Annotated in this window: 13 protein-coding genes and 1 pseudogene; 10 read left to right on the top strand and 4 right to left on the bottom strand. The window is 46.1% G+C overall.

Translation table 11 applies throughout. The features are described from left to right. The coding region (locus tag ACTTK6_RS15355; RefSeq protein WP_462833880.1) for a TIGR00366 family protein at window positions 1–593 on the top strand (593 nt) is incomplete at its 5' end. A gap of 24 nt (window positions 594–617) precedes the next feature. Here ACTTK6_RS15355 and ACTTK6_RS15350 read toward each other — a convergent pair. Beyond that, entirely contained in the window at window positions 618–1,499 is an 882-nt protein-coding gene (locus ACTTK6_RS15350; protein ID WP_462833879.1) for a LysR family transcriptional regulator, read from the bottom strand. Window positions 1,500–1,613: 114 nt separating this feature from the next. Here ACTTK6_RS15350 and ACTTK6_RS15345 point away from each other — a divergent pair, with 114 nt between their 5' ends. The 6 genes from ACTTK6_RS15345 to ACTTK6_RS15320 all read left to right on the top strand — a co-directional run bounded on the left by ACTTK6_RS15345 (window position 1,614) and on the right by ACTTK6_RS15320 (window position 8,024). After that, on the top strand, window positions 1,614–2,309 hold the full coding sequence (locus ACTTK6_RS15345; protein ID WP_462833878.1) for a CoA transferase subunit A: 696 nt from the start codon (window positions 1,614–1,616) through the stop codon (window positions 2,307–2,309). Window positions 2,310–2,325: 16 nt separating this feature from the next. Then, entirely contained in the window at window positions 2,326–2,985 is a 660-nt protein-coding gene (locus tag ACTTK6_RS15340) for a 3-oxoacid CoA-transferase subunit B (RefSeq protein WP_462833877.1), read from the top strand. Then, a complete protein-coding gene (locus ACTTK6_RS15335) occupies window positions 2,985–4,172 on the top strand; it encodes an acetyl-CoA C-acetyltransferase (protein WP_462833876.1) in 1,188 nt (395 codons plus the stop codon). Before ACTTK6_RS15340 ends, ACTTK6_RS15335 begins: the two co-directional genes overlap by 1 nt. Window positions 4,173–4,335: 163 nt before the next feature. After that, the gene (locus tag ACTTK6_RS15330) at window positions 4,336–5,703 is read left to right on the top strand and encodes a sigma-54 interaction domain-containing protein (protein ID WP_462833875.1); all 1,368 of its coding nucleotides are present in this window, start codon (window positions 4,336–4,338) and stop codon (window positions 5,701–5,703) included. 224 nt (window positions 5,704–5,927) lie between these two features. Further along, window positions 5,928–6,704 carry a 3-hydroxybutyrate dehydrogenase gene (locus ACTTK6_RS15325; RefSeq protein WP_462833874.1) on the top strand — a complete coding sequence of 259 codons (777 nt, stop codon included), beginning with the start codon at window positions 5,928–5,930 and terminating at the stop codon, window positions 6,702–6,704. A 36-nt stretch (window positions 6,705–6,740) separates the two neighbouring features. Continuing rightward, on the top strand, window positions 6,741–8,024 hold the full coding sequence (locus tag ACTTK6_RS15320; protein WP_462833873.1) for a GntP family permease: 1,284 nt from the start codon (window positions 6,741–6,743) through the stop codon (window positions 8,022–8,024). 54 nt (window positions 8,025–8,078) lie between these two features. On the opposite strand, the gene ACTTK6_RS15315 is transcribed toward ACTTK6_RS15320, so the two are convergent. The 3 genes and pseudogenes from ACTTK6_RS15315 to ACTTK6_RS15305 all read right to left on the bottom strand — a co-directional run bounded on the left by ACTTK6_RS15315 (window position 8,079) and on the right by ACTTK6_RS15305 (window position 10,041). Continuing rightward, window positions 8,079–8,744, bottom strand: a complete 666-nt coding sequence (locus ACTTK6_RS15315; RefSeq protein ID WP_079475963.1) for a haloacid dehalogenase type II — start codon at window positions 8,742–8,744, stop codon at window positions 8,079–8,081. A gap of 115 nt (window positions 8,745–8,859) precedes the next feature. Then, window positions 8,860–9,108: pseudogene (locus ACTTK6_RS15310) on the bottom strand (SDR family oxidoreductase); the annotation flags it as partial. A gap of 279 nt (window positions 9,109–9,387) precedes the next feature. Next, on the bottom strand, window positions 9,388–10,041 hold the full coding sequence (locus ACTTK6_RS15305; RefSeq protein WP_079475965.1) for a TVP38/TMEM64 family protein: 654 nt from the start codon (window positions 10,039–10,041) through the stop codon (window positions 9,388–9,390). Window positions 10,042–10,339: 298 nt separating this feature from the next. On the opposite strand from ACTTK6_RS15305, the gene ACTTK6_RS15300 reads away from it, so the two are divergent. From ACTTK6_RS15300 to ACTTK6_RS15290, 3 genes are all read left to right on the top strand, one after another. Then, complete coding sequence (locus ACTTK6_RS15300; RefSeq protein WP_462833872.1) at window positions 10,340–12,136, top strand: sigma 54-interacting transcriptional regulator; 1,797 nt, start codon at window positions 10,340–10,342, stop codon at window positions 12,134–12,136. 136 nt (window positions 12,137–12,272) lie between these two features. Then, window positions 12,273–13,466, top strand: a complete 1,194-nt coding sequence (locus ACTTK6_RS15295; protein ID WP_462833871.1) for an iron-containing alcohol dehydrogenase — start codon at window positions 12,273–12,275, stop codon at window positions 13,464–13,466. Window positions 13,467–13,481: 15 nt separating this feature from the next. Continuing rightward, the gene (locus tag ACTTK6_RS15290; RefSeq protein WP_462833870.1) at window positions 13,482–14,846 is read left to right on the top strand and encodes a GntP family permease; all 1,365 of its coding nucleotides are present in this window, start codon (window positions 13,482–13,484) and stop codon (window positions 14,844–14,846) included. Window positions 14,847–15,045: the final 199 nt, after the last annotated feature.

The raw sequence follows: 15,045 nt of genomic DNA, 5'->3' as shown, positions 1-15,045 counted from the left end.
TAACAGAGGGGCAGATGTTTTTTCATTTCTTTTTATCAAGCACATATTTTTCAAGAACATATTTTGGTGTTGAGCCTAATTTAAATATAGTAAATTTTATGTTTTTGACCTTAGGAATTTTCTTTCATGGAACCCCTGTAAATTTTTTAAGTAGTGTTGGCGAAGCTGTAAAAAACGCTGGCGGCATTATTATCCAGTTCCCGTTCTACGCTGGAATTATGGGGATGATGGTAGCCTCTGGCCTTGCAGTACAAATATCAGAATGGTTTATTGCATTTTCTACAGAAGCAACATTTCCACTTTTTTCTTTTTTAAGCGCGGGGATAGTAAATTTCTTTGTACCGTCCGGCGGAGGACAATGGGCTGTACAAGCACCCATTATGCTTGAAGCGGGTGAAGTATTGGGTGTTGATCCAGCAAAAACAGTTATGTCTGTAGCCTGGGGAGATGCTTGGACGAATATGATACAACCATTCTGGGCTTTACCTGCACTTGCTATTGCCGGTTTACAAGCAAGAGATATTATGGGTTTTTGTTTATGGATTCTCGTAGTTAGTGGTGTGATTATTAGCGTAGGATTAATGTTTTTATAAATTCAGCCTAATACGGTATATAAATTAAGCAAAAGCTTCTTCCACAAAAGAAATCCACGCCTGGGCGGCCTGAGTCTGGTAGCTGTGCTTCCGCCAAATAAGCGCAAGCCGCCAGTGCAGCAGCTCATCATCTACCGCAAGCACAGAGACATTTCTGGTGTCGGCTTTATGGACAACAGTTTCAGGAAGCAGGGCAACACCGAGGCCGGCCATGGCGCTTTCAAATAAAAAGTCCCACTGGGAGCTTTCGTAAAGAATGTCAGGTTCAAAGCCTGCCTGAATACATGATTCGAAAACCCGGTCATACAAAGAAAAGCCCTGCTGAAACATTAAAAAGGACTCGTGTTTTAAATCTTTCATTTGAATATTTTCTCGTCCGGCAAACGAGTGATCTGCCGCGGTAACAGCGAGAATTTTCCGGTCAATAATCTGACGTATCTCAAACTGTTCGTTATCGACCGGGAGTATGGCTACCCCTACGTCAATATTTCCTTCAAGCAGGGACTGTTCCATGATTTTGGCACCTTCCTCGATGATACGCATGCCCGCTTCGGGGTGAACTCTGCGGAAGTCGGCAATAATTTCGGGGAAAAAGCTGGAGCCGATGACGGGCGGAAGTCCAAATGTAAAGCTGCCTTTTTTATGCAGTTTGATTTCCTCTGCTTCCTGCCACAAATCTTCCGCGCTTCGAAGCACTTTCTGGGCGTGCTGGCGGATGATTTCCCCTTCCCTGGTCACAAAAAGATGACGGGTAGAGCGGTCGAGCAGCCGGAGGCCGATTTCGTTCTCAAGCTGATGAATCGTTTTGCTTAAGGCCGGCTGTGAAATGTGAAGCTTCTCGCTGGCCCGGGAAAAGCTTAGCTCCTTACAGACCTCCAGAAAAAAACGAAGCTGTTTGATATCCATGCGGCACCTCTTATTCTATTTAGTAATAAAATTATTTTATTTATCTATTTTACTTATGAAAGCGCTATTAGTAAAGTGGAAGTACCAATTAAACAACCGAAGGGAGTTCATATCATGACGAAGGTACAAACGTCTTTTGAAGAGAGCGTAGCCCGCATCCAGGACGGCGATACCCTGATTGTTGGAGGATTTGGTCTTTGCGGCATTCCGGAAAAAGCCATTCAGGCACTGGCTGAAAAAGGAACGAAAAACCTAACAGTGGTCAGTAACAACTGTGGCGTTAACGATTGGGGCCTTGGGCTGCTGCTTGAAAACAAGCAGATCAAAAAAATGGTGGCTTCCTACGTAGGAGAAAATAAAATTTTTGAAGAGCAGTACTTGAGTGGGGAACTTGAAGTAGAGCTCGTCCCCCAGGGAACGCTTGCAGAGCGCATACGGGCAGGAGGGGCCGGTATTCCCGGCTTTTACACTCCGACAGGCGTAGGTACTCCAATTGCCGAAGGCAAAGAGCACAAAGTTATTGGCGGCAGGCAGTGCATTCTTGAGGAAGCTATTCAGGGAGACGCAGCTCTTGTAAAAGCGTGGAAGGGCGATGCCTATGGAAACCTCATCTACCAGAAAACAGCCCGTAACTTTAACCCGCTGGCAGCAGCGGCAGGGAAGTTTACGATCGCAGAGGTGGAAGAACTGGTGAATGTTGGAGAACTTGATCCGGACTTTATTCATACACCAAGCCTGTATGTTCAGCATCTTCTTGTTGGAACCTTATACGAAAAACGCATTGAGCGCAAAACAGTCCAGCAGGCATAGAAGGAGGAGAAAGAGCATGAGCAGTCAAAGAGAAAATATTATCCAGCGGGCGGTGCAGGAAGTTGAAGACGGAACGATTGTGAATTTGGGCATTGGCATGCCGACAATGATTGCCAACTACCTTCCGGCAGAAAAAAATATTTTTCTGCATTCCGAAAACGGCCTGCTCGGCATTGGCCCGTATCCCGGGGAAGATGATGTGGATGCAGACTTAATCAACGCTGGTAAAGAGACAGTGACCGTAAAACAGGGAGGATCCTTTTTTGATAACGCAGAATCCTTTGCTATGATCCGCGGCGGCCATATCGACCTGGCGATTCTCGGAGGAATGGAAGTGTCCAGCCAGGGAGATCTGGCAAACTGGATGATTCCTGGAAAAATGGTGAAAGGCATGGGTGGCGCTATGGATATCGTGCAGGGAGCGCAAAAAGTAGTTATTATCATGACTCATACGAACAAAAACGGAGAATCAAAAATCCGTAAAGAGTGCGCTTTGCCGTTGACAGGTGAAAAAGTAGTGGACCGGTTGATTACAGATATGGACGTCTTTGATTTTACCCCGTCTGGTATGGTGCTGAGAGAAGTACTGAACGGAGCAGATGTAAAAACCGTGGAGCAGTATACAGACGCTCCTTTTACAATAGATGAAACCCTGATAGACCGGGAGGCAAAATAATGAAAACAGAATATGTTCTGCTTGGCGGAGCGGTACGTACGCCGGTCGGTGGCTTCATGGGGAGCTTAAAGGATATACCGGCTGTAAATCTGGGAGCGCTTGTGATTGAAGAAGCGCTTGAACGTGCCGGCGTTCCGAAGGAAGAAGTGGATGAAGTCATTATGGGAAACGTTCTTCAGGCAGGTCTTGGGCAGAACCCGGCAAGGGTCGCTTCTTTAAAGGCCGGTCTCTCTGAAAATATACCTGCAATGACCATTAATAAAGTGTGCGGGTCCGGCTTGAAGGCCGTACACCTGGCGGCTCAGGCCGTATTGACCGGCGATGCGGATATCGTCGTTGCCGGGGGTATGGAAAACATGAGTCAGGCTCCGTACCTGCAGATGAACGCGCGCAGCGGCTTTGGCATGGGAGACCAGAAGCTCGTTGACAGCATGCTCCATGACGGGCTGATGTGTGCGGTGGAAAACTATCATATGGGCGTGACAGCTGAAAACATTAATCATGAGTACGGCTTTACACGCGAAGAACAGGACTCGTTCGCCGCAGCCAGTCAGCAGAAGGCCACGGCAGCAAGGGATAACGGAGTGTTCAAAGAGGAAATCGTGGCTGTCCACGTACCACAGCGAAAAGGAGAGCCCATCGAGGTATCGCAGGACGAACACATTCGAAGCGGTACCACGGTAGAAAAGCTCAAAAAATTAAAGCCGGCGTTTCAAAAAGATGGAAGCGTAACCGCAGGCAACGCCTCGGGCATTAATGACGGGGCCGCAGCCATTATTGTTATGAGTGAAAAGAAAGCGAAGGAGCTGGGCATTACAGGCATGGCCCGTATCGCCAGCAATGCTAGTGCCGCCGTGGATCCGAGCGTGATGGGGCTGGGGCCGGTGCCGGCCATCCGAAAAGCTTTAGACAAAGCGTCCATTTCGATAGAAGAAATTGACCTGATTGAAGCAAACGAAGCGTTCGCCGCCCAGTCACTTGCTGTACAGAGAGATCTGGATATTGATTCAGAAAAGCTGAACGTAAACGGGGGCGCAATCGCTTTAGGGCACCCGATCGGAGCAAGCGGCACTAGAATTTTCGTGACCCTGCTTCACCAGATGAAACGCCAGCAGGCAGATAAAGGGCTGGCGGCATTATGCATCGGAGGCGGCCAGGGCGTCGCCACCGTCGTGGAAAGAATTTAACCAAGGTTGAGCACAAGCAATTAAAAAACATCTCCGGGCCGTCGCAAGCTGATTGGCCGCCGGAGATTTTTTCGTTAGATAAAGTTTCCGGTTCTATTGAAAAAATTTTCAGGAGCGGTAACATTTAATCAGTAACGTCAGCCGCAATAATGGGGTGGGAGTCATGAAACATTTAGAAGGCATGGAGCATATTTGCAACATATTGTTCGGCAGTCTGCATCATTGTGTGGTTATTGTCAATGAACAGGGAATCATTACGTATATGAATGAACGCTATTATGAATTTCTCGGCACAAGCGCCTCCAGAGCGGTCGGGCGTCATGTGACAGAGGTAATAGAAAACACGCGCATGCATCTTGTAGTAGCTTCAGGAGAAGCAGAAAAAGCGAACATGCAGTACATCAGAGGCAATTATATGATTGCCGACCGCGTGCCTTTGTATAATAATGGGCATATTATTGGGGCGCTTGGACTGGTCATGTTCCGGGACAGAAAAGAATGGGCGGAAATGAACCAGCACATTAAAACCTTAATGCTCGAGCTCGAATCGTACCAAAAGCAGGTGGAGCAGCTGAATGGAACGTCTTATTCCCTCCATGATGCGCTCAGTGTGTCTCCGGAAATGGAAGAAGTAAAACGAAACGTGCGTAAAGTAGCCTCAAGTGATGTGTCCGTACTTCTGCGCGGAGAAACGGGCACCGGGAAGGAATTATTTGCCCAGGGGCTGCATAAGTTGAGTGAAAGAAGCATGAAGCCTTTCGTGAAAGTGAACTGTGCTGCGATACCGGGGGATTTGCTTGAGTCCGAGCTGTTTGGCTATGAGGAAGGAGCATTTACCGGTGCGAAAAAGGGCGGAAAGCCCGGGAAATTCCAGTTAGCCGACCAGAGAACCATTTTTCTGGATGAGATAGGTGATATGCCGCTGAACACCCAGGTAAAGATTCTGCGTGTGCTACAGGAGGGCGAAATTGAGCCGCTCGGCGCACAAGGATCCCGGCAGGTGGACGTGCGGGTGGTTGCTGCTACTAATCAGCCGCTCGAACAGCTGATAGAAAAGCAGCAGTTCCGGGAGGATCTCTACTACCGGATCAACGTTATCTCGTTTACAATACCTTCTCTGCGTGAGCGGCCGGAGGATATTCCTCTTCTTAGCAAATTTATGCTCCAAAAAGTTACAGAAAGACTGGGTAAACGAATTACGGCGTTCGATGAGCAGGTGCTTGACCGTTTTCTGGATTACTCGTGGCCGGGCAATGTGCGGGAACTTGAAAATACAATTGAGGCAGCCGTGCATCTTGCCGAAGGAGAAACAATCCAGCCGAGTGATCTTCCGGAACGTATGGCGGGTAAGGTTGCTGCAGACGGAGAGCGGGGAACGAAACCGTTAAAGCAGGTGTTGACAGAAGCAGAGAAGCAGGCGGTTGTTCAGGCGTTAAAAGAAGCGAACGGGGATAAGTGGGAAGCCTGCGCGCTGCTTGGGATAGGAAAGTCCAGCCTCTACAATAAAATCATGAAATACGGCCTGGAATAACAACGGTTTTTTCCAGGTTTCCGGAAAACCATTCCATTGTTTTGGAATGGTTTTATTTTTTTGAGCTTGCCTCGTGAAAGAATACATTAGCGGCGGGGTTTCGAAGTAAAAATTTTTAAAGCAGATGTTGGCATGGTTTTTGCAATTAAGTAAGAAGAGAACGAATTTAAAATGAAATTCGTTTTGTAAGCGGTTACTTAAAAACATAATCAGGAGTGATAAACATGGTTCAAGGAAGAGTAGTCTTTATCACAGGTGCAGCGAGCGGTATCGGGCTTGCAATCGGAAAAGCCTTTGCCCGGCAGCAGGCCAAGGTAGTACTGACAGATATTGATCAACAGAAAGTACAGACTGCTGCCAGGGAGATTGAAGATGAAGGATTCACCTGCATCGGACTGGCCTGCGATGTTACTAACGAAGATGCGGCAGACGAAGCTTTTGCGGAAACGCTGCGAGTGTTCGGCCGGGTAGACATTCTCATTAATAACGCCGGGATGCAGTATGTGGCAAAGCTCGAAGATTTTCCTACAGAAACTTTTGAAAAAATGACCAAAATCATGCTGACTGCGCCTTTTTCCATGACGAAAAAAGCCATTCCGATTATGAAAAAACAAAAGCATGGCCGCATCATTAATATGTCTTCGATCAATGGGGTGATAGGCTTTGCTGGGAAAGCAGGATACAACAGCGCCAAGCATGGACTAATCGGTCTCACAAAAGTAGCGGCTCTGGAAGGGGCGGAGCACGGTATTACAGTGAACGCTCTATGTCCTGGGTATGTGGATACGCCGCTTGTCCGCAATCAACTGGAAGATCTGGCGGCAGACCGGGGCGTGACTTTAGAGAAAGTGCTGGAGGAGGTTATCTATCCACTCGTACCGCAGAAGCGGCTGCTCGACCCGCAGGAGGTAGCAGATTATGCACTTTTTTTGGCCGGGGATCAGGCGAAAAGCGTAACCGGACAAAGTGTATTAATAGACGGCGGGTACACCGCGCAGTAAGCAGGAACCTGCTTAAGCGAAAAAGGAGGAAAAATCATGCTTGGAATTTTACTGGGCTTAATAACATTAATGGTCCTCGCTTACTTAGGCTGGTCCATTATCTGGGTGGCGCCGGTGGCAGCAGGCATCGTAGCGCTGACGGGAGGGCTTGACCTGCTTGATGCATATACGGGCACATATATGAGCGGCTTCGTCGATTTCGCGCAAAGCTGGTTTCCGGTGTTCATGCTCGGAGCTGTCTTCGGAAAGCTGATGGAGGACACCGGGATGGCACGTTCTGTTGCTGTGGCTCTAACAAAGCTGATTGGTACTAAACGGGCAATTCTAGGAGTTCTGGTAGCTTCGGCGGTGCTTACTTACGGCGGTGTAAGCTTATTCGTGGTCATCTTTGCAGTCTACCCGCTTGCCATTTCACTATTCAGGGAAGCGGATATCAGCCGCCGGCTGCTGCCCCCGACGGTAGCTTTAGGGGCATTTACGTTTACAATGACGGCTTTGCCCGGCACGCCTCAGATTCAAAACCTGATTCCGATCGAATATTTCCGTACAAGCGCTACGGCCGCCCCGTTAATGGGTATTGTTGCAGCCCTGGTGATGGCCGTTGGGGGATACTTTTATTTGCGGTGGCGCGAGAAGCAGATGACAGCAAAGGGAGAACATTTCACTGAACCAAAGGATAAGAGCATGATGGAAAAAGAAGAACAGGCCCCGCCATTTATACTGTCGATTCTGCCATTGATTACAGTGCTTTTAACACTGAACCTTTTCGGTTGGGACATCGTTGTAGCACTCCTTGCAGGAATAATACTTATTATGCTGCTGAACCTTTCTAAATTTAAAAAGTTCGTGCCGGCTATTAACGGAGGAGCGAGCGGCTCCGTGCTTGCCATCATTAATACGAGTGCTGCTGTTGGTTTTGGGAGTGTAGTAAGGGAAGTGCCGGGATTTGACCAGTTGACTTCATTGTTAATGGGAGTACGCGGCAATCCATTAATTTCCGAAGCGGTGGCGGTTAACATTCTCGCAGGATCGACAGGCTCAGCTTCCGGCGGGATGGGGATTGCGCTCGAAGCACTTGGGGAAGAATACTACCAAATAGCGATGAATACAGGGATTAATCCCGAGGCATTTCACCGTATTGCTTCGCTTTCTTCAGGGGGGCTGGATGCCCTTCCGCACAACGGAGCGGTGCTGACTTTACTGACGATTACAGGCATGAGCCATAAAGACAGCTATAAGGATATATTTGTCGTTGCTGTATTGATTCCAATCATTTCCGTCATTGTCGTTATTCTGCTGAACACAATCGGAGTTTTGTAAAGAAAAATAAAGACGTCCTGCGGCTATGGCAGGGCGTCTTTAATGTGATGTTAATCAATCTTGGGTTAATGGGGCGAGCGTGGTGTATTGGTAATCAGGGGGAAGCTGCAATTCTTCGATGGGCTGTTCGCTGCGGTTAATCCAGGCTGTGGTAAAACCAAATGCTTTAGCGCCGCTGATATCCCAACCGTTGCTTGATAGAAAAGTAACTTCATGCCGCGGGGCCCCGACAGTTTCTAAAATGAGCTGATACGATGCCGGGGAAGGCTTGAATTGCTTGATGTCGTCCACGCTGATCACATGATCCAGATAGTCGTTTAAACCCGACTGTTCAAGCAAGGGCTCGAGCATATCTCTCGAGCCGTTGCTGAATACGATCAGGGTAGAAGATTGATCTTTAAGCTTCTGCAGAACGTGCAGGCTTTCCTCATAGAGAGAAAGGTGGTTATAAGCTTCCATTAGTGTTTGCTCAGTATCTGCCGTCCATTCCAGATGGTGGGCGGCTAACGAAAATCGCAGGGCATCTCTTGTGACAGAGGAAAAAGGGACGTATTTTCCCATTGCCTGGCGAAGGAAGGAGTACTGGATTTGTTTTTGTCTCCACAGCTGGCCGATGCTTTCCCCATGACCGGGAAAATATTTTTCACATGTGGCGTCGACCGATTGAATATTAAACAAAGTGCCATATACGTCGAAAGCAAAGATAGAATTTGCGGACATCAAAAAGCTCCTTTCTTTGTTGCTGCTTTAAGAATAAAAATTATCCCGGAAAAACAAATACCGTATTATAGACTAAACGACGTCATACCGCCTTCAATGTAAATGTTTTAACCGTTCACATAGCTCGATCCGGGGGCGCCAGATACAATACGGAAGTTTTAAGCTCGTCAAGGCGGCCGGGGCGCTGTTCGACGGAATGCCGGAAATCGTCGTCTTCAAGGGAGGCGGCATTAAAATCTGTTTTAAAGAACCACGGGCTGAGCGCATTCACTGTAATGCCATACGGGGCGTGCTCTCTGGACAGCTGCCTGGTAGATTGAATAAGGCCTGCCTTACCGGGGCCATAAAGAGAGCTGAAGAAAAGACTTACGCCACCGAAGCAGTATTTAAGATGCGGTCGTGATTAGCTTTTTTCATACAGGGAACAAGCAGGGATACCCTATACGGATACCCCTGCTTTTCTACATTTAATCTATGAGTTTATATGTTTCAGGACAATACCTTCACAAATCTGCAGCCAACGCTGTCTTCATTATTCATTATAACCTTAAAAATGGATTTATTTGTTTTCCACTGTAAATTATTTAAATTATGCGGATAAGAAAGCATAGGCCGGCCATTAATACAGCTTTTTCAAGATTTTTCAGGAGGCAAGGCCGAGCCATCGTTTGACGGGTTCCCGGAAGTAATAAGTAATGCCGACTAACAATAAAAATAAAGCGGCAGCAGTAATAAATATAAAAATATTGCCTGACGCAATGCTGGCACCAAGAAAACTATAAGCAAACGTGCCCGGTACCATTCCCAGTACGGTAGCAAGAATAAAGGAATTAAAGCGGACTTTTGCAATCCCGCCTGCATAACTGAGTAAATCAAAGCTTACAATTGGGATGAGCCGTAATACGAAAATATATATAAACCCGCGTTTTTCCATCTGGCTGAACAGTTTTTCCGACCAGGAGAAATTTTCTAATCTCAAAACTGAACGGCCGAGCAACCTGGCCGTGACATAGCCTGTAATTGCTGCTCCAGTAGCCCCGAAAATGATGTAAAGAACACCGGGCCAGACACCAAAGGCAAGCCCTGCCCCGAGCGAAAGTACAGAAGTAGGGAAAAATACGAAAGGACCAATCATATAAATAACGAAGAAAATCACTGGAGCCCACCATCCAAATGATAATACGAACTTACGGATATCGGTGGGGCTGACCTCGAAATAAAAGTGAGTAAAGTAGAATGCGGCGCCGAATGCTAATAAAATGAAAATAATCTTAAACCAACGCGGGAGTGGAAGCACAAGTGCTCATTCCTTTCGAAGCGGTTGTGTACTCGAGAGCAACTGCTTATAGACTGGAAAAGGATGCAAGAGAAACAAAAAACTAATTGTGAAAATAACGTATCATTTTTGGGCTCATTCCCCCAAAGAATTTCTACTGCGATGTTTTTCGCTTTGGTTTATTAAAGATAATTAAAAGTACGAATGTTATCGCTGCCATAGTTATATAAAGTAAAATAACAAAAAAGAAAACGATTATATTTACGATGGCGGCATGTGCTCTTCATTATTAGAATAAAATTTAACAAGGAGGCTTGTTTTGAATAACAGCTTTGAACCACAGAGAAGAATAAAAGAATTGGAAGATAACTTTTTAGTACAGGACTGGATGGACTCTGCCCCTTTGACCGCCGGGGCAGATAATAGTGTGCAGGAGCTGGCGGAATTGATGACAGGCTCACAGAAAGAAAGCGTAGTCATTGTAAGCAGTGATAATAAACCAATTGGACTCGTTACGCCGCGGCTTTTGCTTCCATATCTGTTAGCTGACGCAGGAAGCAGTCCGGTTGCTGACTTTTTAGGTAAGGAGGATTTTATTATCATTCAGCAAAACGAGCCGTTGCTGAATGTTTATAGAAGTAATTCGGCATGGTTTATCGTCAGGGACGGAAATAACAAATTACTGGGCTTGCTGAACCGGAATAATATATCGGATGGTCTGTCGGATTTATTACAGAAGGCGGACAGGCTCGAGCATACGGCTGAAATTTTGGATATTGTCCTTGAAAGAGCCTACGAAGGAGTGGCGGTAGTAGATCACAACGGAATTATTATTCAATTTAATGATGCGTACAGCCGTTTTATTGGGATTGATAAACATTATGCGATAGGCAGGCAAGTGGAGGAAATCATAGAGAATACAAAATTACATCAAACGATACGGACCGGCCTTCCGGAGCGAGGGGCTATCCAGTATATTAATGGCCAGGCTATGGTCGTTCACCGGCTTCCGCTATGGAAAAACGGCAAAGTGGTGGGAGCAGTTGGCATGCTTATCTTTGAAGGGTTAAACGAACTGTATAAAATCTATGAGAATATGCAAAAAAGCTACAGAAATGAGCAGTTAACAAACGAAGTCGTGAATATAAGTGCAGAACGCCGTGCCCGGTTCACGCTCGATGAAATTATTGGACAAAGTGAAAGTACAATGCTTTCAAAATCGTTGGCACGAAAAGTAGCTAAAAAGCAAATAACTGTGCTTATAACCGGAGAAAGCGGCACGGGAAAAGAAATGTTTGCTCAAAGCATTCATGAATTGAGCCCTTTTTCAACTGGGCGGTTTGTCACCGTCAATTGCGGAGCAGTGCCGGAGCATTTAATTGAATCCGAGCTTTTTGGCTATGAGGAAGGAGCTTTTACAGGAGCAAAAAAGGGAGGAAAACCGGGGAAATTTGAATTGGCTCAAAAAGGAACAATATTTTTGGATGAAATTGGCGAAATGCCTTTATATATGCAGACGAAACTGCTCCGGGTGCTGCAGGAGAGAGAATTCGAACGGGTGGGCGGCCTGGAGTCGATTCAAACTGACGCCCGTATTATAGCCGCATCGAACCGGAACTTATATGAGGAAGTAAAAAAAGGAAGCTTCCGGGAGGATTTGTACTATAGAATTAACATCGTAGAAATCCCCGTCGCTCCTCTTCGGGAAAGAAAAGAAGACATCCCTTCCCTTGTTTCTTTCTATTTAACTTCAATATGCAGCAAGCATCAGGCAACGGTGAAAACTATCACGTCCGAAGCGTTGCAAATGTTTATTCAGTACAAATGGGAAGGAAACATCCGCGAACTGAGAAATGTAATAGAAAATCTTGTGGTCTTATTAGAAGAAGAAGTGATTGAAAAGAAACATTTACCTGCTTATTTATTAAAGGAGAGAGAAAATAGGAGTGTGGAAGGAAAAATCCCCACGTTGAAAGCAAATGATGAAGAAAAAGAAAAACAGATTATTCATAACTCGCTTGAAAAAAATAGCGGAAATAAATTGAAAACAGCAAAAGAACTGGGGATTCATCGCACTACTCTCTATCAAAAGTTAAAAAAATATAATTTAAAATAAATGTATACTATAATGACATGTCGACTGTAGATTGTACAAAAAATCTACAGTCTTATTTTTGTAAGCGTTATTATAAAGGGGTTTAAATGTTGGCATGCTTTTTGCAATAAGAATGATATAAAGGAGGAGAAATTTAATGAATATACCTACAGCTTTTCAATCGCCGTCAGTTATTCACTACGGCAAAGGGTCATTCCAGGAAGTAGGAAAAGAAACTGCCCAAAAGGGAAAAAAAGCGCTTATTATTAGTGATCAAATGATGGATCAATTAGGATACATTGAAAAGTGCCGGACTCATTTGCAAGAAGAAATGGTAGATAGCGTTACGTATACCGGAGTAGGCTCAGAACCCACGGACCAGTTTGTAGAAGAAGCATTGCAACTATTCCATCAAAAGGATTGTGATGTAGTTTTATCAATAGGCGGAGGGAGCTGCATCGATACGGCTAAATCGGTAGCGGTGCTCAGCACCAATGGTGGATATATAGGTGATTATATGGGAGGAAAAAAACAGGCTGCGTACGCCCCCTCCCCTCATATTGCCATTCCGACCACTGCCGGGACTGGTTCGGAAGCAACGGACGTTACGATCATTACTAATACTGCTAATGAAGTGAAAATGATGGTGAAGCAGCCTGCGTTTCTGCCTGAGGCAGCCATTGTTGACCCTGAACTTTCTAAATCAGCTCCTGCAAAAGTGAAGGCTGCTACGGGGGTAGACGCCTTAAGTCATGCCATCGAGGCATACATTTCTCAGAAGGCACACGCTCTGTCAGATATGATGTCACTGTCGGCAATGGAATTAATTGTGCCGAACCTGCAAAAAACGTATGACGATCCAGAAGACGTGGAGGCCCAGGCGAAAATGGCTTTAGGTGCGCTGCAGGCAGGATGGGCTTTTTCGAATTCTTCCGTATGCTTAGTGCATGGGATGTCTCGTCCAATCGGAGCCCTTTTCCATGTGCCTCATGGTTTTTCAAACGCAATGCTGCTGCCGGCTGTTATGGAATTCAGTCGCGAAGCTGCCATTGATCGTTTGGCTGACTTAGGAAGAATTTTCAAGCCAGAAGCTAAAGAATATTCAAACGAAGCAGCAGCAGACATTGCCATCAGTTCTGTGAAAGAACTTTGCCGGAATCTACAGATACCTAATCTGCAGGAGTGGGGTATTGACCAAGCACAATTTGAAAGTGCTGTTGATAAAATGGTAAAAGATGCATTTGAAAGCGGCAGCCCAGAAAAAAATCCCAGGGTACCATCCGGGGAAGAAATGAAAGAATTGTACCGGATTTGCTACAGCTATAATTACGATGAAGAAACCGTGAGGTAAAAGGGAGGGCGAAAAATGAGTATTGTGGGGATGTTAGGGCTGATTGCTTCTCTTGCCCTGTTAATTTACCTTACGATGAAAGGTATTAATATCATCGTAGCAGCACTGCTTAGTTCCATCGTTGTGGCGGTTACAGGAGGGTTAAACCTTCAGAATGCCCTGTTGGATAACTATATGACTGGTTTTACTGATTACTTTGCCTCCTGGTTTTTAGTATTTCTTCTCGGAGCTATTTTTGGAAGGATTATACAGGAGACCAAAGCGGCGGATAGTATTGCCCATTGGACGAAAGAAAAGCTTGGAGCGAAACGGGCAGTTTTTGCGGTTGTAGCTGCTGCTGCGATTATGACGTACGGCGGAGTAAGTTTATTTGTGGTCGGCTTCGCAGTTTATCCTATTGCTGTTTCATTGTTCCAGGCAGCAAATCTTCCCCATAGGTTTATTCCGGCAGCTTTAGTGTTTGGCTCTATTTCATTTACGATGACAGCCCCGGGGTCTCCGGAAATCCAAAATATTATACCAACAGAATTTTTTGATACAGCACCGACAGCCGGCGGAGTTATAGGTATTTTAAGCGCCCTGCTGGTGATGGTAACCGGCGGCTGGTGGCTTGGGAGAATGGTTAAAAAGGCCAGCGACAATGGAGAGGAATTTTCTCTTCCGTATGGGCCTTCTCATAAAACTAAAGAAGAAACCGCTGCGGCAGTTGAAGCAGAAGAACTCGAGCCGGAGCACGATCCGGATCCGGAGCATCAACCCAAACTGCCGAACATTTTCTTGGCGTTCGCTCCTTTAGTGTTAGTTATTATCATCTTGAATGTTCTATCCCAGTTTATTGATCCTACGTCTTCATTGTTAATTGCTTTAACCGCAGGAATCGCATTAGCTTGTGTTAGTATGAGTAAACACCTGCAGGCTTTTTGGGATTACCTGGCTACCGGTACGCAAAATGCTTTAGTAGCTTTAGCAAATACATGTGCCGTGGTCGGTTTTGGAAGTGTGGCAGCGCAGGTGGCAGCTTTTGATACCGTGGTTAATGGCTTGGTAAATATGCCGGGGCCGCCATTATTAGGGTTAGCTATAGGCGTAACAGTAATATGTGGTATTACAGGGTCAGCATCCGGTGGGCTGGGCATTGCACTTCCTATCCTGGCGCCTATTTACATGGCTCAGGGCCTGAACCCGGGAGACATGCACAGAATTTCTGCGCTGGCTTCTGGGGGAATCGACTCCCTTCCGCATAATGGTTATGTGGTCACCACAGTAAGAGTTATTTGTGGAGAAACGCACAAAAGATCTTATAAACCAATCTTTTTTGTAAGCGTTGTCGTGCCTTGTATTGTTTTATTCCTGGCTGTCATGGCTTATTCAATTTTTTAAACAGTTTACTATATTAAAGGAGGAATTTTATTATGCAGGAACAAGCAGTAACGACCTTAAAAAATTTTATCGGCGGCGAATGGGTGACCTCCCGGTCCGCCACCGACCAGGTGTACAATCCCGCCACCAGTGAGGTGATCGCCCGCGTCCCGCTTTCCTCGAAGGACGAAGTGAACGAGGCCGTGGAGGCGTCGAAAGC

The sequence above is a fragment of the Marinococcus salis genome (assembly GCF_054971365.1).
This window is presented reverse-complemented; position numbering and strand designations above follow the sequence as displayed.

Excerpts from the sequence above, each read along its gene's own strand:
- ACTTK6_RS15330 (WP_462833875.1), top strand. The coding sequence starts at position 4,336 with ATGAAACATTTAGAAGGCATGGAGCATATTTGCAACATATTGTTCGGC.
- ACTTK6_RS15315 (WP_079475963.1), bottom strand. The coding sequence starts at position 8,744 with ATGTCCGCAAATTCTATCTTTGCTTTCGACGTATATGGCACTTTGTTT.
- ACTTK6_RS15295 (WP_462833871.1), top strand. The coding sequence starts at position 12,273 with ATGAATATACCTACAGCTTTTCAATCGCCGTCAGTTATTCACTACGGC.
- ACTTK6_RS15320 (WP_462833873.1), top strand. The coding sequence starts at position 6,741 with ATGCTTGGAATTTTACTGGGCTTAATAACATTAATGGTCCTCGCTTAC.
- ACTTK6_RS15345 (WP_462833878.1), top strand. The coding sequence starts at position 1,614 with ATGACGAAGGTACAAACGTCTTTTGAAGAGAGCGTAGCCCGCATCCAG.
- ACTTK6_RS15350 (WP_462833879.1), bottom strand. The coding sequence starts at position 1,499 with ATGGATATCAAACAGCTTCGTTTTTTTCTGGAGGTCTGTAAGGAGCTA.
- ACTTK6_RS15325 (WP_462833874.1), top strand. The coding sequence starts at position 5,928 with ATGGTTCAAGGAAGAGTAGTCTTTATCACAGGTGCAGCGAGCGGTATC.
- ACTTK6_RS15290 (WP_462833870.1), top strand. The coding sequence starts at position 13,482 with ATGAGTATTGTGGGGATGTTAGGGCTGATTGCTTCTCTTGCCCTGTTA.
- ACTTK6_RS15335 (WP_462833876.1), top strand. The coding sequence starts at position 2,985 with ATGAAAACAGAATATGTTCTGCTTGGCGGAGCGGTACGTACGCCGGTC.
- ACTTK6_RS15340 (WP_462833877.1), top strand. The coding sequence starts at position 2,326 with ATGAGCAGTCAAAGAGAAAATATTATCCAGCGGGCGGTGCAGGAAGTT.